This window comes from Bacillus altaicus (assembly GCF_042136375.2).
Classification (GTDB): Bacteria; Bacillota; Bacilli; order Bacillales; family Bacillaceae_G; genus Bacillus_A; species Bacillus_A cereus_U.
Genome location: NZ_CM143394.1, coordinates 3,393,151 through 3,414,056 on the forward strand (window position 1 = coordinate 3,393,151; position 20,906 = coordinate 3,414,056).

Consider the following 20,906-nt stretch of genomic DNA (forward strand, 5'->3'; position numbering starts at 1 on the left):
TTATACGCAGCTTCTTTGTTTAAAACTCGATGATGTACTCATCATCATATTTATCGTATTGCAAACCCGCTCCTATTTTGAATTCTGTAACTTGATCTCTTAGAAATGGTGCATCTTCTATTTTACTAGTTGCTATTTCAATCCCATATTTTTTTGTTAAATGCGCTAATTCTATTAAAAACCATTCTCTTCGTAATACGACTGGAATATCATACGTTCGTCTTTTCATATATACTAGCACCTCTTCTATTTTCATTATTGAAAAGAATATCACTTCTACTTTCGATACACTTTTTAAAACTATCGTTCATCATCAAAGGCCAATGAAACATTATAGTATATGCATGTCCGTTTTAAACGTGCTATGGCAAAAATAATATTAAAAAACTTAAAAAGCCTTATTTAGTTTACATAAAAAAATTATGTAATAGTAAAAGGGGAAGGCTTGTCCCTCATCCTTTTACTATCAAAAGCTAAATTAAGAACATCTTGGTACACCTAAAGCTAAGAATAAACCTGCTACTCCTGCTGTAATTGGCACTTTCAACGTAATAACATCGTCTACTTTTGTTACTAAAAAGTAAGCATTCCCTTCTTGTAACACGCAATTCACTAATAATTGAAATTCCATTCAAATCTCCTCCTTTCAATCGATATACTATAATTTATGAAATCTCTTTCAAAATGTAATAGTAAGTATATCTATTTTTCCTTATATACGAAATAAATGTTTATACGTCTATTGAAAATATTAAATTTTCTAAATTAATATAAACCGTGTAACATCCAATAAATCCCTATATAATCAATAGAGAAAATCTTACAAATGGAGGTATGAAAATGGCAGTTTTGAGTAATATTGGTGTAGCTTTATTTTTTATAGCTTTTATTCTTTTAATCTTATGTATCATTTCATTCTTTAAGAAAAATGGAAAAGCAAAACAATATGGTCGTCCTACTGTTATTCTTTTTATGATTTCAATTATATTAATAATGACTGGCTCAACAAAATCTGAACACCCAGTCGTAGAATTTTTTTCTACTTTAAGTTTCATTCTATTTATATTTTTCCTTGTTCTAGCAATCTTATCTGTAATTAAGAAAACCGGTGTAGCAAAAAAGCAATTTATAATTACAGCTGTTTTATTTGTCATTTTTGTTGCGCTATCAGGTACTTCAAGTCCTTCTTCTGAAAAAACGACAGCAACGAATAAACAAGTTGCTTCTAATAGTGAAGAGAAAAAAGATGACGAAAAGAAAAAGAAATTAGAAAAGAAAGAAGCGGACGAAAAAACTCGTAAGCAAGAAGATGAGAAACGTCAAGCTGAGGAACTAGCTCGTAAGCAAGAGGATGAGAAACGTCAAGCTGAAGAACAGGCCCGTAAACAACAAGAAGAGCAACAACGTCAAGCCGCTGAGCAAGCTCGCAAACAACAAGAAGAGCAACAACGTCAAGCTGCTGAACAAGCTCGCAAACAACAAGAAGAACAACAACGTCAAGCTGCTGAGCAAGCTCGCGTACAACAGGAACAACAAAAAGCACAGCAAACTCAAACAAAACCAGCTACAGGAAATACTAGTAATGTATCCTACGCAAATTGTGCCGCAGTTAGATCTGCTGGGAAAGCTCCTTTATATAAAGATCAACCAGGATATAGTCGGAAACTAGATAAAGATGGCGATGGAGTGGCATGCGAATAATAGTGATAAAAAAAGAAGCTTAATAGAAGCTTCTTTTTTTATCACTATTATATTACGTCGCCTTATTCTTCCTCTTACTTAAATAAAACTCCTTTTATTATTCTCAAAAATGACACATAATAAGTGATTTAAATCACCACATTGATTTTAATTTATCGCTATTCTTGATTTAGATATTAAATTTAAACTTTATGGAGGCATTCATATGGAACATACATTTACTGAAACTTCTATTGTTGGTGAGATTGTTACACAATTTCCGAAAGCTAGTGATCTTTTTAAATCATATAGAATAGATTTTTGTTGTGGTGGAAATAGACCACTTATTGATGCAATTAATGAAAGAAATTTATCAGCAACAGAGGTAATCACAGAATTAAACACGCTTTATCATAAAACGAAACTATTAAACGAATCTGAAATTGATTGGAAAAATGCTTCTTATCAAGAATTGATTGATTATGTTGTAAATAAGCATCATCGCTATTTAAATGAAGAATTGCCACAGTTAAGTCCATATGTGACGAAAGTATTACGCGTTCATGGGGCAAGTCAGCCTCATTTAGCTCAAATTCATAAGCTATTTCATGAACTTAAGATGGAATTAGAACAGCATTTAATTAAAGAAGAGACGGAAGATTTTCCATTAATTTTAGAATTCGAGCAAAATCCAACTAATGAAAACTATGCAAAGTTACGTAAAGTAGTAGATGAGTTGGAGAATGAACATAGCCACGCTGGCAATATTATTAAAGAACTTCGTAAGGTGACAAATGACTTTACTCCACCAGAAGGAGCTTGCGGCACTTATCGCCTTGTTTACCAGCGCCTTGAAGCTCTTGAATCTGATTTATTTGAGCATATTCATTTAGAAAATAATATTTTATTTCCGCGTGCAATTACAAAAGCATAAATAAAGTGCAGGACATGAGTATAAATGCTCATGTCCTACTTTTTCATTGTGTAAAAAATATTTACACTTCCCCTCCCCCTCTACCCATATAACCATATTCCCTTTCGCTTCTCCTTTCACATAAATCCGAATTTTAACAATTTGTGAATCATTATAAAAATGTGATAAATATCACATCTCCCTCTTTTTTAATTTTCTATAATGGAAATATAATTCTTTGTTCAACTTTTCACATAGAAAGGGAAATGAATATGAAAAAACGTTTAGTTATGATCGGGAATGGTATGGCTGGTATACGCTGTATGGAAGAAATATTAAAACATGATAGTGATTTATATAATATTACTATTTTTGGAGATGAACCACATCCAAACTACAATCGCATTATGCTCTCTCATGTTCTGCAGGGAAAAACAAATATGCAAGATATCATTATGAACGAATATAGTTGGTACGAAGAAAATGAAATAACTTTATATACAAACGAGAGAGTTCAAAGTATTGACCGAGAAGAAAAATTCATTGTCACAGAAAAAAATCGTACTCTTACATATGACAAACTCATTATCGCAACGGGATCTAGTGCTTTTATATTACCTGTTGAAGGTTCCAACCTTCCTGGTGTGACTGGATTTCGAACAATTGAAGATACACAATTTATGATTAACACTGCTAAAGATAAGAAAAAGGCCGTTGTCATTGGTGGTGGATTACTTGGTTTAGAAGCGGCAAGAGGTCTTATTGACTTAGGAATGGATGTCCATGTTGTTCATTTAATGCCGAACTTAATGGAGCAACAATTAGATGCCAAAGCTGCTTCCCTTCTGCGTGAAGATTTAGAAGCGCAAGGCATGAAATTTCTCATGGAAAAGAAAACTGTGAAGATTCTTGGTACCGATCATGTTGAGGGTATTCAGTTTGAAGATGGTGAAATTGTAAATTGTGATTTAATCGTCATGGCTGTCGGAATACGTCCGAATATCCAAATAGTAAAAGATACCAATTTAATTGTAAATCGCGGTATTGTAGTCAACGACCATATGCAAACAAATGATGAATCCATTTATGCAGTTGGAGAATGTGCAGAACATGACGGTATCGCATATGGACTTGTTGCTCCTCTTTATGAACAAGGTGCAATACTAGCAAAACATATAACGAATTTACAAACTGATGGATATACAGGCAGTATCGTCGGTACGCAATTGAAAGTTGCAGGTTGTGATTTATTCTCTGCTGGCCAAATTTATGAAGATGATATAACGAAAGCAATATCAATCTTTGATGAATGTAAACGGTCCTATAAAAAAGTATTAATTCGTGACAATAAAGTCGTTGGTATCGTTTTATATGGTGATACTGCTGATGGCACACGCCTCTTTAGCATGTTAAAGAAAGAAGAAGACATACAAGACTATACAGCAGCTTCCCTTCTTCACAAAGCTGGTGAAGAAAGCGAACTTAACGTTGCTACTATGAGTGCGGATGACACTATTTGCGGATGTAATGGTGTTACGAAAGGCACAATAGTTCACGCCATTTTAGAACAAGAGTTAACTACTTTTGAAGAAGTAAAAGGATGCACGAAAGCCGCAGGTTCTTGTGGTAAATGTCGTCCACTTGTTGAACAAATTTTATCTCATACACTTGGAGATGCTTTTGATGCCTCAACGCAATCTGCCGGTATGTGTGGATGTACAACTTTATCGCGTGATGAAGTTGTAGCGGCAATTCACGAGAAAGGTTTAAAATCACCAAAAGAAGTACGAAATGTTCTTGGTTTTGCACATGAAGACGGATGTTCGAAATGTCGTCCTGCTTTAAATTACTATTTACGTATGACGATTCCAGAAGAATATGCAGATGATAAATCATCCCGTTACGTTAATGAAAGAATGCATGGTAACATCCAGCATGATGGCACATTTTCTGTTATTCCACGTATGTACGGAGGCGTTACAACCGCAGATGATTTAATGAAAATTGCTGAAGTTGCGAAAAAATATGACGTCCCTCTCGTGAAAATTACAGGTGCAAGTCGAATCGGCTTATATGGTGTTAAGAAACAAGACTTACCTAACGTATGGGCCGACTTAAATATGACTTCTGGATATGCATATTCAAAATCCCTTCGTAATGTAAAATCATGTGTTGGTTCTCGTTTCTGTCGTTTCGGTACGAAAGATTCATTAGGACTTGGTATGCTCCTTGAACAATCATTAGAGATGGTAGATACACCTCATAAAATGAAAATGGGTGTAACGGGTTGTCCACGTAACTGTGCGGAAGTACTTACGAAAGATTTCGGTGTTGTGTGTGTTGAAAATGGATTCCAACTTTATATCGGCGGAAATGGTGGTACGGAAGTACGTGAAGCTGATTTTGTAATGATCGTCCCTACTGAAGACGATGTCCTTCGCATCGCTACAGCTTACATGCAATATTATCGTGAAACTGGTATTTATGGGGAGCGTACTGCCTATTGGACAGAACGATTAGGCTTCGATCACATAAAAGAAATACTACAAGATACAAGTATGGTCACTATGCTAAATGAACGTTTCCAAACAGCTCGTAGCACATATAAAGAAGCATGGGGACAAGCTCTAGAATCGAAGTCATTAAAAGCAATGTATGAAGTAGAAACTGTAAAATAAGGAGCGTGTACTATATGTTACAAACGAAAGAAAAAATAAAAATTATGTGTGCAGAAGACCTTCCTATTCAAATTGGTAAAGAGGTGCAAATGAAAGGTATGTCTATCGCCCTATTTCGTCTCTCAAATGGCGATGTTCGAGCTGTAGAAAATCGTTGTCCTCATAAAAATGGTCCATTGGCAGAAGGAATTGTATCTGGGGAATTCGTCTTTTGCCCACTACATGATTGGAAAATTTCATTAATAACAGGTGAAGTTCAAAAACCTGATGACGGTTGTATTCAAACGTACGAAGTAGAAGTTATTGACGGGGATATTTATCTATACATGTAATTGACAAAAGGAAGCCTCCCCTGGCTTCCTTTTAAATAAAAATAGACGAGGTGCGAATATGAACGGATATGTATATTTAGTTGGTGCAGGACCAGGTGATGAAGGGCTTATTACAAAAAAAGCGATAGATTGCTTAAAGCGTGCAGATATTGTCTTATATGACCGCTTATTGAACCCTACTTTTCTTAGTTATACAAAGCAAACTTGTGAACTTATTTATTGCGGGAAAATGCCGAAAAATCATACTATGCGACAAGAAATGATTAACGCCCACCTTCTTCAATTTGCGAAAGAAGGAAAAATCGTTGTCCGCTTAAAAGGCGGAGATCCATCTATTTTCGGCAGAGTTGGTGAAGAAGCAGAAACTTTAGCAGCAGCGAACATTCCATACGAGATTGTGCCAGGTATTACAGCTAGCATCGCCGCTAGTAGCTATGCAGGTATCCCCCTCACCCACCGCAACTACAGTAATAGTGTAACTTTACTAACTGGACATGCAAAAGGTCCTTTAACCGATCATGGAAAATACAATTCATCCCACAATAGCGACACGATCGCCTACTATATGGGTATAAAAAACTTACCTACAATTTGTGAAAGCTTACTACAAGCAGGAAAAAAAGAAGATACGCCTGTAGCAGTCATTGAATGGGGTACAACGGGGAAACAGCGCGTTGTCACAGGGACATTAGCAACAATTGTTCATAACGTCAAAAACGAAAATATTTCTAACCCTTCTATGACAATTGTTGGTGATGTCGTTACCTTGCGGAATCAAATCGCTTGGAAAGAACATAAACCATTGCATGGCAAAAAAGTTTTATTTGCATCTGCAACAAATAAAGAAAGTTCAATAAAACAAACGTTACAAGAATCCGGTGCAGAAATATATCAAATTCCAACTTTCAAAAAAGAAAAATACACATTAACATCTGAACAAATCAATGAAATTTTCAGCGTTGATCGCCTTGTATTTTGTTCAGCTGAAAGTGTAGAAATCTTGATGCAATCATGCAGTAAGCATCATAAAGATATTCGTTCCTTACAGGCAGAACTACAATATATGAACCTTCCTGTTCAAGAAAAGCTTCTGCAGTACGGATTGTTAAGTAAACATGCAGCATTTTCTTTAGAAACAACTGTCTATTTAGGCCGGAATATAAACCGAATTGCTTTTATTCAAGAAAAAATTGGTGCTGGGTCTTATATAATGACTCATGAGTATAAAATTGATAATCGTTTCGATGAAATTCATTCACGTATGCTTTCTGAATTCTCATGGGATAGTATTGTATTTGAAGGACGCGCTTCAATTGATACGTTTCTATCAGAAGTAAAGCGTCTTGGCTTTATGCATGTTCTTACTCTTCCATTCTCGTATACCGACGTTCCAACTTTGCACTATGCAAATAAAGTCGGGTTACATAACATTGATCATCCATTACAAGAAATTATTATGAAGAAGGATATGGTGGCACGATGAAAGGAATTGTATATGTTGGACACGGTAGCCGGCTGCAAGAAGGGAACGAACAATTCACTCACTTTATTCAATCAGTTATGACAGAGCGTAACGAAAGGATTCAAAAAATAGCTTTTCTTGAACTAGCAACACCTACCATTCAAGATGCAGTTACAGAAACAATAATAGAAGGAGCAACTGAAATAATGATTGTTCCTGTTTTATTATTTGCAGCAGCTCATTATAAACGTGATATTCCTTTTGAGATAGAGCAACTACAAAAGAAATATCCACATATAAATTTTTCAGTTGCACCACCTTTTAGTACGCATCCACATATGGTGGAACTTGTAGTGAAAAGAATACGTGAAACTATGCCAATGCAAAGTAGTAGCGTTTTACTCGTCGGCCGAGGTAGTAGTGATCCTCAGCCTATATATGAGTTACAACAAATTGGAGCAGCTGCCGGACGAAAACTCGGTATGCCAGTATCTTGTTCCTTTTTAACAAAAGGAACGCCCTCTTTTACTGCTGAGCTCAAAAATATAACACAGGCTGCGTCACATGTATATGTCATGCCGTACCTTCTCTTTACCGGATTATTGCTTCAAAAAATTAAATTATATACAAAAAAATATGATCACGTTACAACTTGCAACTGCCTTCAGTTTGATACATACATGAAGTTAACATTATTAGAACGAATGGAGGAATGTGTGTATGTATAGCATGTACCCTCTTATGTTTAATCTAAATAAAAAAGTGGTTGTTATAGTTGGTGGAGGTAAAATTGCATATCGAAAAGCGTCTGGATTAAAGGATACAGGCGCTTTTGTCACGGTTGTCAGCCCGGAAATTTGCGAGGAAATGAAGGAGCTTCCTTATATTACATGGAAGCAAAAAACTTTTACTAATGATGATATTAAAGATGCCCATCTTATTTATGCCGCAACAAATCAACATACTGTAAACATGATGGTCAAGCAAGCCTCCCATGATTTCCAATGGGTTAACGTTGTAAGTGACGGTACAGAATCATCTTTTCACACACCTGGTATCATACGAAATGATGAATATGTTGTCACTATTTCAACTTCAGGTAAAGATCCATCGTTTACAAAGCGTATGAAAAAGGAATTAACATCTATACTCCCTAAACTTATAAAAAAGCTTTCTCGTACTCATAAAGTGAAACTATAATCAGTGGGGGTTTTGTTCATCACCCACTGATTATTAGCCCTCACCAATCGGGCTTTTACGGGCAGTTGACCTCCCACCTAACTTCCTCGCATGTGCCGAATTTTGAGGTGGGAGTTTTACTGCCCGTTAGCGGGACAAATTGTAATCTATCTCTTAGCTAAAATATTAATTACCTTTGGACAAACGTTCTTTTTATTATTAAACAAGTAAAAGGTCGTTATCCATAGAACGATCTTGATAAAACAATTCATTTTCTCTCGTGTTCAAGTATAAAAAAGGATGCCTCTACTAGACACCCTCTTTCCCTCTTAATTATTCTTTAACATTACTAACATCTTCTCTTGACTATACATCCACACTGTAATGATTAAACAAGCAAGTGCGACTTCTGATAATGCCATAAATCCAATTGCATAATGACCTGTTAGTTGGAATAGTAACGTTAAAATTAATGGTGGGAAGAACCCTCCTAGTCCACCTAAAGCTGACACAACCCCATTTACAATACCTGCTTGTTCAGAGAAGTACATTGGAACGAGCTTAAAGATTGTACCATTTCCAATACCTGCACAGAATGCGACTAGTAAGCAACCAAATGTATACACGTTCATACTAGGCATAAATGATAAAATAATACCCGATAGTGTTAAACCGATAAATACGAAGATTAATATTTTAAATGGATTAAATTTATCACCGAGCCAACCACCAATTGGGCGCATCATTGTTGCTAATACGATGAATCCTGCTGTCCGCATACCTGCATCTACTTTCTCTAATCCGAAATGAGATACTAAAAAGTTTGGTAAGTATACCGTAAATGCGACAAATGATCCGAATGTTAAAAAGTAAAAGATACATAAAAACCAAAGTTTTTCATTTTTATATACACCTTTTATTTGTTCCATTAATGGTGTATTCACCTTTTTCTCCTTACGATCACCTAATAAAAAGTTCATAAGTGCAAATGCTGCAAGTAAAACTAAATAACACTGTACTGTTGTTCTCCAGCCAAATGAAGTTGCAATTACAGGTGCTAAAAAAGAAGTAATTGCTGTTCCGGCGTTACCTACACCATAAATACCATTTACAAAGCCGTGACTCTCTTTTGGGAAGTACTTTGGTAAAGAAGTTACCCCTACGGAGAAAACAGCTCCACCGATTCCTACAAATAAGCCACCAATAATTAAATCCATCATAGAATTGGCAACGCTAATATAAAAGACAGGGAATAATAGAAGAATAAAACTCACAAAAAACAATTTTCTTGCTCCGAAACGATTAGTCCAATAACCAATTGGAATGCGAAGAATAGAACCTAAAATAACGGGTACTGCTGTGACCATAGAAATTTGTCCCGCAGTTAATGGAATATCCGCTTTAATATACGGCATTAATGATGATAAAATGACCCATACCATAAAACCAATAACTAGATTAGAAGTTTGTAAACTTAATTGAAAATTAGGACTTTTCATCCTGTTCCCTCCTATGTATGCATAGTTATATTAATTCCCTCCAGTCTAATCACGTACTAACATGATTAGACTGAAAAGAATCAACCACCACTTACTGGCGGAATCATCGCTACAACATCGCCAGTTTGAATGATGTCGTCCTCATTTGCGTATTCTTCATTTATAGCGATCATAATCTGATTTGAAATTGTTATGTTGTATCCTTTAACAAGAATATCTTTTAGCTCAGCAACTGTAATCTTTTCACAATCTATTCGCAAAGCTGACTTACTTGCTTCTTCTTGCAAATTTGCAAATAATAGTACTTCAATCATTTTCTCATCTCCTTTTCAGGCTCACCATTTGCATATGCTGTTTTCTCTAACTGATCGCCTATCCACAACTCACCATCTTCCCAAAACTCTTTCTTCCAAATTGGAACAACTTGTTTAATTCGTTCCATAATATATTCATTCGCCTCATAGGCTGCTTTCCGGTGCAGTGTAGAAACAGCGACAACAACAGCAAGGTCAGAAATTTGCAATGTACCAATGCGATGTGTAATTGCCACATATGTCCCCGGCCATTTCTCTTCTACTTCAGTACCAATTTTCGCAAGCTGCTTTTCCGCCATTGTTTTATAAGCAACATACTCTAAATAAAGCGTACGGCGACCTTTCGTAAATTCTCTGACAGTACCAATAAAAGTAGTAACAGCACCGCACTCACGCCGAATTACTTTACTAGTAACTTCTTCAATTGAAATAGGTGTATCAATTACTTCATAATACGTATGTGTCATCTTGCACCTCTTATCTTTGTATAAATCATAATCCGTGGAGAAGCCACCATCTATTTTTCTATTATTTGTATGATCGAAGTGGTTCTTCCCATGGCCACTCGCTTCCTAAGTTCCATTCTAATAACAGTACCGAAACAGTTATTCCTGCTTCAAATCCTCTTGTTCCTCCCGGTAAAACGATAAATGCATTCGCATCTGCAAGTGAAGAAATTGCACTTGATTTATCTAAGCCAACTTCACCTCGTTTTGATAAAAATATAAATTACGTAATTCATTCACTTTCCTTACCTAGCTGTTTTCTCAATAGCTATAAAAACTTTCTTTATGTTCACCCTATATATTTTGCGTATAATCGTTTTGCCATTTTCATATCATTTGTCCCATGAATAAATGCCCTACCGTCTGTAAATAAAACAACACGGTATTCATCAACTAGAAACGATAGTAAATATGGGGTTTTTTTGACATTCACACTTTTTTGTAAGCGCTTTTGAATTTCTTCTAAATTAAGAATCCCCTTTACTCCCGGACGGATTTGAACCGTATTCCGCCCGCATAGCACTTCTGTTTTCATCTGTGATTCAAACGTTAAACTTGGATACGTGCGTAAATTCCCACAAGATGGACATGTACTTTTTTTCTGCCTATTTACTTTTAATGAAAGATATTGATTGTTCCAAATATCAAATGATAACATTGTCCCTCGTAACGACTGAAAATCACCTACCAATATTTTCATCGCTTCTGTTACTTGCTGAGCAACGACCATTTGTACAGCTGGCTGAATGATTCCCGCTGTATCGCATGTTGCACCGCCCATTGGATGGTCCATTAGGCAACGAAAACATGGTGTTTTCCCTGGAAGAATTGTATACGTTACACCGTAACTTCCAATGCACCCACCGTATATCCAAGGTATATTTTCTTTTTGTGAAATGTCATTTATAAGTAGGCGTGTATCGAAATTGTCAGTCGCATCTAATATGAGATCCACTTCTTTTGTTAACACTTCCATCTCTTGCACTGTGATATCCGTTACAATTGGTACAATTTCTACTTCAGAATTAATCTTCCCTAAATGTTCTGCCGCTGCAATTGCTTTTGGTTTACACTGCTGTGCATCTTCTTCTGTATATAACTGCTGCCTTTGTAAATTACTCCATTCAACGTAATCACGGTCAGCAATTGTCAATTTCCCAATTCCCATCCTAACTAGCGCTTCCGCATTTGCAGCTCCTAGTGCACCCGTACCGATTAGGAGCACATGCTTTTCTCTTATTTTTCTTTGGCCCATTTCACCAATTCCAGAAAATAAAACTTGCCTTGAATAACGCTCTTCCATGCGGAATCCTCCTTTCGTTATCCACCAATATAAGACATTTCAATTTTAGGACGATTTTTTGTACTTTCTGCCGTTCGTTCATCTGAATACCGATCTTTTCTGTACTCCCATACACCTTTTAGAATTTTTAATAATGATGCATCAGAAATATTTCCCCGAAGAAGCGTTCGTAAATCTGTTCCATCTGCTCTGAATAAGCACGTGAAAAATTTACCATCTGCCGAAATACGAGCTCTCGTACAAGAAGAACAGAATGACTCAGAAACAGAAGTAATAAATCCAACTTCTGTATCGCTCCCTACATACCGATACAATTTCGCTACTTCTCCAAAGTAACGAGGCTTAATGGGCTCAATAGGATATACACGATTAATTTTTTCTATTAACTCTTCTTTCGTAATTACTTGTTCAAAGTTCCATCCGTTCGTACTACCAACATCCATAAACTCGATAAAACGAAGCTGAATTCCCTGCTTTTTAAAATAACCTGCCATCAGAAGAATTTGACTATCATTCATCCCTTTTTTTACGACCATATTCACCTTTACTTCTAGTCCTGCTGCCTTTGCTGCCTCAATTCCCTTTAATATAGGCTTCGTACTTACATTACGACCATTAATTTTTTGAAAGATATGATCTTCTATCGCATCTAGACTAATATTTACACGTTGTAATCCTGCTTCTTTTAATAGCTTAGCTTGTTTTGCTAAATGAATACCGTTTGTTGTGAGTCCAATATCCGTTAAGCCACCTAACTTTGCAAGTCTTGCAATCAATTTCGGTAAGTCTTTACGTAATAAAGGTTCTCCGCCCGTAAGCCTAATTTTTTTCACTCCCATGCTAATAAATAATTTCGCTAACCTTTCAATTTCATCGAATGTTAGTAAACACTCTTCCTGTAAAAAAGCATAATCAGGTCCGAACACTTCAGCCGGCATACAGTATGTGCACCTAAAATTACAACGGTCAATAACTGAAATACGTAAATCTTGAAGTGGTCGCTCTAAAGAATCTTTCATCTTCCCTTGCATCTATATCCCTTCTTTTCTACTTAAATCCTTAGTAAGTTTTCAATTTTTCATTTGCCTTCATTATAAAAAAGAAGCTACATATTCAATGTGACTTTTCTCACATTACTTTCCCCATTTAAAAAATCTTCACAAATCCGTTCGAATTTTGTTCACATCTCTAGTCCCATTCTCTTTACATACTAAAATTTCTTAAACTAAAAAACTTATATTCGCATAATATAATCCCTTACTATAAGTAGCTTTTTAGACATTTTAGGTCGTTTTTCCTTACGGTCATTGAAATTTCACTTTATTTTCAAAAATATCTCTTGCAATTTCATCATGATTACATCCAAAATAAGAAATATACTGCTTATAAGAAGAAAGGTGATTGCTGTGGCAAACAGTACGGCATTATCCAAAGATTTAAAGGAGTTACTTTCATCTGTTGAATATAAAATGCAAATCAATAAGGGGAGTTTTATTTTTCAAGAAGGTATGGAAGCAACAGAAATTTATATCATTCACTCTGGAAAAGTGCAAATCAGTAAACTTAGTGCTGACGGACAAGAATTAACACTTCGCATTTGTTCACAAAATGATATTATTGGGGAATTAACATTGTTCACGGAAAATGCAAGGTATTTATTAAATTCAAAATGCCTTGAAGATGTTGAAGTAGGGGTTATTAAACGTGCAGCCTTAGAAATAGCATTACTTCAAAAGCCTGCACTTGTATTTGAATTTATGAGATGGATTAGCGAACATTTAAGAAGAATGCAAACAAAATTCCGAGATCTAGTATTACACGGTAAAAAAGGGGCCCTGTATTCTACCCTTATTCGCATGACAAATAGTTATGGTATTTTAAAAGAAAATGGGATTCTCATCGATTTACCTTTAACAAATCAAGAACTTGCGAATTTCTGTGCAACTTCACGCGAAAGTGTAAATCGAATGTTAAATGAATTAAAAAAACAAGGTACAATTTCTATTTATAAAGGCAAGATTACAATTCATGATTTACAATTTTTAAAATGTGAAATTGCTTGTGAGGATTGCTCTGCCTCAATTTGTAGTATTGAGTAGCATCTTATTTAGATGCTACTCTTTTTTCATATTAAGTTACTGGTTATTTTCCTTGTTGCTATCCCCTATATCAAGAAAGACGAGGGCTTCAATTAAACCTCGTCTTTCTTGATATATTACTAAATAGGTATAGCGGCATTATTTTTTCAATTCATTAGGAATACGTCTTCTGTAAATAACATAACTACGGCTTAAATATTTAATCGGAGCACTAAAAACATGGACAAGTCTTGTAAACGGCCATACTGCGAAAAGCCCCATCCCTGCAATAATATGAATTTTAAACCATACAGGTACTTCCATCATATATTCAACTTTCGGTTGGAAAATAAAGAGACTACGGAACCAAGGACCGATTGTTGTACGATAATCAAACCCTTTTGAGTCAATATTTAAAAAGGTTGAAGACAGTCCCGCCAGCATCACAATAAGCAATAAGATAAGCGCAACATAATCTCCTATTGTACTCGTTGCAATGATACGTTTTACTGTAAAGCGGCGATACGTTAATACAATTAATCCAATAATAGAGGCAATCCCTGCCGGAAGTCCGAAACTAATTGCTACTACATGATACATATGCTCAGAAATACCTATTGAACGGTATACGGACTCTGGAATTAAAATCCCCATAACATGACCGCCAATTACGAACATTATCCCAAAGTGGAATAATAGACTTCCGATCCGGAGCATTTTCTTCTCTAATAGTTCGCTAGATTTTGATGTCCAGCCAAATTGATCATAGTTGTATCTGAAAATGTGTCCACCAATAAAGATTGCAAAAATGATATAGGGAACCAGCACCCATAAAAATTGATCCATCATTTTGACAACACTCCTTTCTAATTCACTTGTACTCCCCAGGCGTCGATAGCAAAGAGAACGGCTGCAAGAATTGGTTCGTGCATACAGTTTGCTTCTTTTAATTGCCCGTGCAACGCTTGTATATTTTCCGTGTATTTACTCATAATTGGTTCGCTATCTTCTTCGTTTGCATTTGCAAGAAACTCAAGTAAAAGCGGTAAATAATCAGGTAGTTCTTTATCTGTTACGTTAAAACCAGATTTTTGATAATGCTGTTTTAACTCTAATAATTCAATTCCACGCTCTCTTTGTTCACCTGTTTTCATGTAGGTAAGATACATATTTGTCTTCTTTCCAAAGTCGAATGTATAGACGTAAGAATCAATAAGTTGATTGTCTGTTTTATCTAGCGCTGCTTTTATAAATGTTGTAAGTGATGCTCTGATTTCTTCCTGTTCAATTTCTTGAATCTCTTCCTGTAATTCTAGTAAAGCTTCTCTCCAACCTAGTTCAGGATAGGAGAGAAGAAAAGAAGAACAAGAAAAAGCGGTTTGTAAACTTTGTTTCATATTTGTCTGCCCCCTTTATTTAAGAAATTGTCATACAAGAGCCTGGACCACCTGTAAAGGAAAGACCACAACTTCCTTGTTCGCTATATAAATCTGCAACTTGTTCGCGGTGAGAGGCCGGAATGACGAAGCGATCTTTATATTTCGCAATGGCAAGAAGACGATACATATCTTCTACATCTTCTTTCGTTAAACCAAGTTCTTTTAATACAGCTTCATTTGGTTCTTTATTAATCTGCAGTGCTCTCATATGTGTTCGCATAACAGCCATTTTTTTCAATGTAAGACGAATGTGTGATTCATCTCCTGCAGTGAGTAAATTCGCTAAATATTGAATTGGAATACGCATATTATCGATAGCAGGGAAAATCTCTTCTGTTTTCCAGTTACTTCCTTTCCCCTCCACCATATTCATAATCGGGCTAAGCGGCGGGATATACCAAACCATCGGCATTGTACGGTACTCTGGATGAAGCGGAAGAGCAATTTTCCAATCAATAATCATTTTATAAATAGGTGACTCTTGAGCCGCTTTCATCCATTCATCAGGAATCCCTTGTTTTTTTGCTTCCGCTATTACTTCTGGATCATTTGGGTCTAGGAAAACAGTTAGCTGAGATTCATATAAATCTTTTTCATTTTCAACAGAAGCCGCTTCTTTTACTTTGTCAGCGTCATATAGCATTACCCCAATATATCGAATACGTCCTACACATGTTTCAGAGCAAATTGTTGGCATACCAGCTTCAATACGCGGGAAACACATTGTGCATTTTTCTGCTTTATTTGTTTGCCAGTTAAAATATACTTTTTTATACGGACAAGACGATACACAAAATCTCCAAGCACGACATGCATTTTGATCAACAAGGACAATCCCATCTTCTTCACGTTTATACATCGCACCAGATGGACAAGACGAAACGCAAGATGGATTCATACAATGTTCGCATATGCGTGGTAAATACATCATAAAGACATTTTCAAAATCCGTTTTAATTCCTTCTTCCATTTTCTTGACGTTCGGATCTTGTAATCCTGTTATATGTCCGCCTGCTAAATCATCTTCCCAGTTTGGACCCCATTCAATTTTGTCGATAAATTCGCCCGTAATTGCTGATTTTGGACGAGCAACTGGTTGATGCTTACGCTGCGGGCTGTTTGTTAACGTTTCATAATCATAATTCCAAGGTTCAAAGTAATCATCAATTGTTGGTTGATCTGGATTGTGAAAAATATTCATAAGACGCTTCATTTTCGAACCGGATTTCAGCTGAATTTCACCATTTTTCAATTCCCAGCCGCCTTTGTATTTCTCCTGATTTTCCCATTGTTTCGGATAACCAATTCCAGGTTTCGTTTCTACGTTATTGAAGTACATATATTCAGCACCTGGACGATTCGTCCAGGTGTTTTTGCATGTTACGCTACAAGTATGGCAGCCGATGCATTTATCTAAGTTCATTACCATTCCGACTTGCGCTTTAATCTTCAAGCCAATCTACCTCCTTCAGTTTACGGATTACAACGTTTAAGTCACGCTGGTTCCCAGTCGGACCATAATAGTTAAATCCATAGCTTAATTGGCCATATCCACCAATCATATGTGTTGGTTTAACGTGAATACGGGTTGGACTATTATGTGTTCCCCCGCGGGTGCTTGTTAATTTCGTACCAGGCACGTTAATGTGACGATCTTGCGCATGATGCATAAATGCCATCCCCCTCGGTATACGGTGCGTTACAACAGCACGTGCTACGACTACGCCGTTACGGTTAAAGCATTCAATCCAATCATTATCAGCAACACCAGCTTCATTCGCATCATCTTTATTCATCCAAACAGTTGGACCACCTCTAAACAGCGTTAACATTGGCAATGAATCGAAGTACATACTATGAATCGACCACTTATTATGCGGTGTTAAATAGTTTAGTGTAATTTCTTTCCCTTCTACTTCAGGGCGTGATTTACGGAATGGTTTATGTTGCAGTATTGGTTTAAATGTTGCCATCGTTTCGCCAAATTCTTTCATCATGTCGTGATCTAAGTAGAAAGATTGTCGACCAGTTATCGTTCTCCAAGGGATGAGACGTTCAACATTTGTTGTAAATGGTGAGTAACGGCGTCCACCTTTTTCAGAACCAGTAAAGGCCGGAGAAGTAATTACTGTTTTAGGCTGCGCTGTAATTTGTTCAAATGTGAAGCATTCTTCTTCACGTTCTTCTGCTAAGTCACGTAGTTTTAAATCGGTTTGTTTTTCAAGCGCTTCCCATGCTTTTACCGCCATATGACCGTTTGTTGTAGAAGAAAGTGTTAATACCGCCTCAGCAGCATTAATTGCTTCTTTTATGTCTGGGCACCCCTTCGCAATAGAATCCGTTCGAACAACTCCTAATCGACTCTTTAATTGCTCATATTCTTTTTCTGCCGACCAAGAAATCCCTTTCGTACCAATCGGTTGTTTTCCGGTATTTGGTCCAAGCGCTGTCATCTTGTCATAAATCGTTTTATAATCCCTTTCGACAACATGAATTTGCGGCATTGTTTTACCTGGGATCGGTTCACACTCACCTTTGCTCCAGTCTTTAATCTTGCCAAGTGGTTGCGCTAATTCTTGCGGTGTATCGTGAAGAAGTGGTGTTGCAACGACCTCTTTCATTGGTTCAAGATCGATTTTCTTCGCTAAATCTGACACAGCTTTAGAAAGAGCGGTGAAAATATCCCAGTCAGAGCGTGCTTCCCACGGTGAACCGATTGCTGGATTAAATGGATGCACAAATGGATGCATATCCGTACTGCTTAAATCATGCTTTTCATACCAAGTTGAAGCAGGTAAGACAATATCAGAATAAAGCGCCGTTCCAGCCATACGGAAATCTAAATTAATGAGTAAATCTAACTTCCCTTCAGGTGCATCTTCATGCCACTTAATTTCTTCTGGTCGTAATGAGTCACTATCGTCATTCATTAATCCGTTTGTTGTACCTAATAAATGTTTTAAGAAATATTCGTGTCCTTTACCGGAACTTGAAATTAAGTTTGCACGCCATACGAATAAGTTACGCGGGAAGTTGTTTTTATTATCTGGATCTTCAATTGCAAATTTCAGTTCTTTTTCTTTTAGTTTTTGTGCAACGTATTTTCCGATTTCTTCTTGTGTTGTTGCACCAGCAGCAACAGCTTCTTTATATAATTCAATTCCATTCTTCTCGAATGTTGGATAAGAAGGTAACCAGCCAAGTCGTGCTGCTAATACATTGTAATCACCGTGATGTTGATAACGAGAGTTGCCCTCAACTGGTGATGCTAAATGTCCAACAGGTGTATCTTCATAGCGCCATTGATCTGTTACGAAATAGAAGAAAGATGTACCATTTTGTAATTTCGGTGGCCCCTGCCAATCTTTCGCCATCGCGATTGTTTGCCATCCTTCTGCTGGTCGTAATTTTTCTTGACCAACATAATGTGCCCAACCGCCGCCGTTTACACCTTGTGCCCCAACGAGAAGAACAAGATTTAAAACTGCGCGATAAATCGTATCAGAGTTAAACCAATGGTTAATACCAGCTCCCATAATAATCATCGAGCGGCCATTCGTATCAACTGCATTTTGCGCGAACTCACGAGCAATTTGAATAATAAGCTCTCGTTTTACTCCAGTCATTTTCTCTTGCCATGCAGGTGTAAACGGTACATCATCATTGAAATCTTTCGGTTCTTGCCCGCCAAGACCTCGGTTCACACCGTAATTTGCTAACGTTAAGTCATATACAGTTGTAACGAACACTTCGCCTTCTTCTGTCATAACTTTTTTCACTGGAATTGTACGTTCTAATATTGTATTTCCATCATCAGAGAAGTACGGAATTTGCACTGTTTCAACACTATCTTCCATTCCAAGTAAAGAAAGACGTGGATCAATCGTTTCACCTGTCTGTTCATCTTCTAAACGCAAGTTCCATTTCTTCTCGTTATCCCAACGTGATCCCATTGTGCCGTGAGGTGTTGCAAAATCTTTCGTGTTATCGTTCCAAAGAACAGGCTTCCATTCTCCTAACTTTGTTTCACGTCCAATATCAGTAGCATTTAAGAAACGATCAGCGACGAATTGATCTCCTTTTTGTTTCAATGTGACAAAGAAAGGAAAATCAGTATATTGCTTCGCATACTTTGTGAAGTATTCCACTTGATTATCTACGTAAAATTCTTGTAAGATCACATGCCCCATTGCCATCGCAAGCGCACCGTCTGTACCTTGTTTCACACTAATCCAATCATCCGCAAACTTAGTAGACTCGGCGAAGTCAGGACTTACAGAAACAACTTTCGTTCCTTTATATCGAACTTCGGCTAAAAAGTGTGCATCTGGCGTTCTCGTCATCGGTACGTTTGAACCCCATGTCATAATGTAACCAGAGTTATACCAGTCACTACTTTCTGGTACATCAGTTTGATCACCCCAAATTTGCGGAGAAGCTGGTGGTAAATCAGCATACCAATCATAAAAGCTAAGCATCGGTCCACCCATAAGTTGCATAAAACGGCTACCTGCAGCGTGACTTAACATCGACATAGCTGGAATTGGTGAAAAACCAACATTGCGGTCTGGACCGTATTTAATTACTGTATAAAGTAAAGAAGCTGAAACAAGTTGTAATACTTCATCCCAATTCGCACGAATGAATCCCCCTTTACCACGCGCCTGCTTATACTTACGTGCCTTTTCAGGGTTTTCCACAATGCTTTTCCAAGCATCTAATGGTGACTCGTTATTTTGTAGTTCTTCTTGCCACATTTCCCAAAGCACACCACGTACATATGGATATTTCACACGAAGCGGACTATAAATGTACCAAGAAAAGCTCGCTCCACGCGGACATCCTCTTGGTTCAAAATCAGGCATATCAGGACCTGTAGTCGGATAGTTAAGCTCCTGCCCTTCCCATGTTACAATTCCATCTTTCACATAAATGTTCCAACTACAAGAACCAGTACAGTTCACGCCATGTGTAGAACGAATTACTTTATCATGCTGCCAACGCTTTCTGTACACATTTTCCCATTCGCGATCTTCATATGTTTCTTGTGTATGATTATCGTTATAACGATCTATTGGTGAAAAATATTTTAAACGTCTCATTAGTGCTGAAGGTTTCTTCTTCATACTGTTCACTCCCTTAGTACGTCTCTCTTACATACCCTTACTATAAAAGAGGTTGTAAAATACAGATGTGACATTTCGCACAGTTCAAGAGATTGTCATAAATTCATTTGGAAATCGGTTTAAGGGGAAACATTTATAAGTAAAGATTACTTTGTTTTGTTGTGAAGATTTCGGTCAGCGGTGGGCTTATTAGGAGAATAGTATTTGGAGGATTCACCTTTTTTTGCATAAGAAAAAACGCAGGAGAAATTCCTACGTTTTTATATAAATATATTAAAAAGAGTTTTGATACTACTTCAATAATGCTATAAGGAATTTACTTTTCTGCAACGATACTATTATCAAGACATATTTTATATAAAGTGAAACTTTAATCAGCCCGCAAATAGAGGGATAA

At 36.7% G+C, this 20,906-nt stretch carries 19 protein-coding genes and 1 pseudogene; 8 read left to right on the forward strand and 12 right to left on the reverse strand.

From position 1 onward, the window contains the following. Positions 1–19: 19 nt before the first annotated feature. Positions 20–229 (reverse strand): hypothetical protein, encoded by a 210-nt coding sequence (locus tag ACE38F_RS17590; protein WP_002085943.1) that lies wholly within the window; start codon positions 227–229, stop codon positions 20–22. 249 nt (positions 230–478) lie between these two features. Continuing rightward, positions 479–631: an exosporium protein ExsG gene (gene exsG, locus ACE38F_RS17595; protein WP_000395676.1), complete on the reverse strand. Its 153-nt coding sequence runs from the start codon at positions 629–631 to the stop codon at positions 479–481. Between the two features lie 209 nt (positions 632–840). Between exsG and ACE38F_RS17600 the strand changes: the two genes are divergently transcribed. The 7 genes from ACE38F_RS17600 (at position 841) to ACE38F_RS17630 (ending at position 8,265) form a co-directional block, all read left to right on the forward strand. After that, positions 841–1,701, forward strand: a complete 861-nt coding sequence (locus tag ACE38F_RS17600; RefSeq protein ID WP_375370739.1) for an excalibur calcium-binding domain-containing protein — start codon at positions 841–843, stop codon at positions 1,699–1,701. 205 nt (positions 1,702–1,906) lie between these two features. Further along, the gene (gene ric / locus ACE38F_RS17605; protein WP_375370738.1) at positions 1,907–2,614 is read left to right on the forward strand and encodes an iron-sulfur cluster repair di-iron protein; all 708 of its coding nucleotides are present in this window, start codon (positions 1,907–1,909) and stop codon (positions 2,612–2,614) included. 251 nt (positions 2,615–2,865) lie between these two features. Continuing rightward, complete coding sequence (gene nirB, locus ACE38F_RS17610) at positions 2,866–5,271, forward strand: NADPH-nitrite reductase large subunit (RefSeq protein WP_375370737.1); 2,406 nt, start codon at positions 2,866–2,868, stop codon at positions 5,269–5,271. Between the two features lie 14 nt (positions 5,272–5,285). Beyond that, positions 5,286–5,603, forward strand: coding sequence for a nitrite reductase small subunit NirD (gene nirD / locus ACE38F_RS17615; RefSeq protein ID WP_215556169.1), 318 nt, complete (start codon positions 5,286–5,288; stop codon positions 5,601–5,603). A 58-nt stretch (positions 5,604–5,661) separates the two neighbouring features. Beyond that, positions 5,662–7,086, forward strand: a complete 1,425-nt coding sequence (locus ACE38F_RS17620; RefSeq protein ID WP_215556168.1) for a uroporphyrin-III C-methyltransferase — start codon at positions 5,662–5,664, stop codon at positions 7,084–7,086. Continuing rightward, positions 7,083–7,793, forward strand: coding sequence for a sirohydrochlorin chelatase (locus tag ACE38F_RS17625; RefSeq protein ID WP_375370736.1), 711 nt, complete (start codon positions 7,083–7,085; stop codon positions 7,791–7,793). Before ACE38F_RS17620 ends, ACE38F_RS17625 begins: the two co-directional genes overlap by 4 nt. Then, positions 7,786–8,265, forward strand: coding sequence for a precorrin-2 dehydrogenase (locus ACE38F_RS17630; protein ID WP_375370735.1), 480 nt, complete (start codon positions 7,786–7,788; stop codon positions 8,263–8,265). Before ACE38F_RS17625 ends, ACE38F_RS17630 begins: the two co-directional genes overlap by 8 nt. Before the next feature lie 308 nt (positions 8,266–8,573). Here the strand turns inward: ACE38F_RS17630 and narK are convergent, their stop codons facing one another. The 6 genes and pseudogenes from narK to moaA form a co-directional block, all read right to left on the reverse strand. Then, positions 8,574–9,743, reverse strand: coding sequence for a nitrate transporter NarK (gene narK, locus ACE38F_RS17635; protein WP_215556165.1), 1,170 nt, complete (start codon positions 9,741–9,743; stop codon positions 8,574–8,576). 80 nt (positions 9,744–9,823) lie between these two features. Beyond that, positions 9,824–10,057, reverse strand: coding sequence for a molybdopterin converting factor subunit 1 (gene moaD / locus ACE38F_RS17640; RefSeq protein WP_215556164.1), 234 nt, complete (start codon positions 10,055–10,057; stop codon positions 9,824–9,826). Further along, entirely contained in the window at positions 10,054–10,524 is a 471-nt protein-coding gene (locus ACE38F_RS17645; protein ID WP_375370734.1) for a molybdenum cofactor biosynthesis protein MoaE, read from the reverse strand. The genes moaD and ACE38F_RS17645 overlap by 4 nt, the downstream gene beginning before the upstream one ends. Positions 10,525–10,585: 61 nt before the next feature. After that, positions 10,586–10,759, reverse strand: a pseudogene (locus tag ACE38F_RS17650) (molybdopterin molybdenumtransferase MoeA); the annotation flags it as partial. A 93-nt stretch (positions 10,760–10,852) separates the two neighbouring features. Continuing rightward, the gene (locus ACE38F_RS17655) at positions 10,853–11,866 is read right to left on the reverse strand and encodes a molybdopterin-synthase adenylyltransferase MoeB (RefSeq protein WP_215556162.1); all 1,014 of its coding nucleotides are present in this window, start codon (positions 11,864–11,866) and stop codon (positions 10,853–10,855) included. Between the two features lie 17 nt (positions 11,867–11,883). Beyond that, a complete protein-coding gene (gene moaA, locus ACE38F_RS17660; protein ID WP_375370733.1) occupies positions 11,884–12,897 on the reverse strand; it encodes a GTP 3',8-cyclase MoaA in 1,014 nt (337 codons plus the stop codon). A gap of 375 nt (positions 12,898–13,272) precedes the next feature. On the opposite strand from moaA, the gene ACE38F_RS17665 reads away from it, so the two are divergent. Next, positions 13,273–13,965, forward strand: coding sequence for a Crp/Fnr family transcriptional regulator (locus ACE38F_RS17665; RefSeq protein ID WP_215556160.1), 693 nt, complete (start codon positions 13,273–13,275; stop codon positions 13,963–13,965). 138 nt (positions 13,966–14,103) lie between these two features. Here the strand turns inward: ACE38F_RS17665 and narI are convergent, their stop codons facing one another. Genes narI through ACE38F_RS17685 form a run of 4 tightly spaced genes read right to left on the reverse strand, consistent with a single transcriptional unit; the run spans position 14,104 to position 20,509 of the window. Continuing rightward, positions 14,104–14,793 carry a respiratory nitrate reductase subunit gamma gene (gene narI, locus ACE38F_RS17670; protein WP_375370732.1) on the reverse strand — a complete coding sequence of 230 codons (690 nt, stop codon included), beginning with the start codon at positions 14,791–14,793 and terminating at the stop codon, positions 14,104–14,106. 17 nt (positions 14,794–14,810) lie between these two features. Then, positions 14,811–15,341 carry a nitrate reductase molybdenum cofactor assembly chaperone gene (gene narJ, locus ACE38F_RS17675; RefSeq protein ID WP_375370731.1) on the reverse strand — a complete coding sequence of 177 codons (531 nt, stop codon included), beginning with the start codon at positions 15,339–15,341 and terminating at the stop codon, positions 14,811–14,813. A gap of 19 nt (positions 15,342–15,360) precedes the next feature. After that, entirely contained in the window at positions 15,361–16,836 is a 1,476-nt protein-coding gene (gene narH / locus ACE38F_RS17680; RefSeq protein WP_375370730.1) for a nitrate reductase subunit beta, read from the reverse strand. Then, positions 16,826–20,509, reverse strand: a complete 3,684-nt coding sequence (locus ACE38F_RS17685; protein WP_113938587.1) for a nitrate reductase subunit alpha — start codon at positions 20,507–20,509, stop codon at positions 16,826–16,828. The genes narH and ACE38F_RS17685 overlap by 11 nt, the downstream gene beginning before the upstream one ends. Between the last annotated feature and the right edge of the window lie 397 nt (positions 20,510–20,906).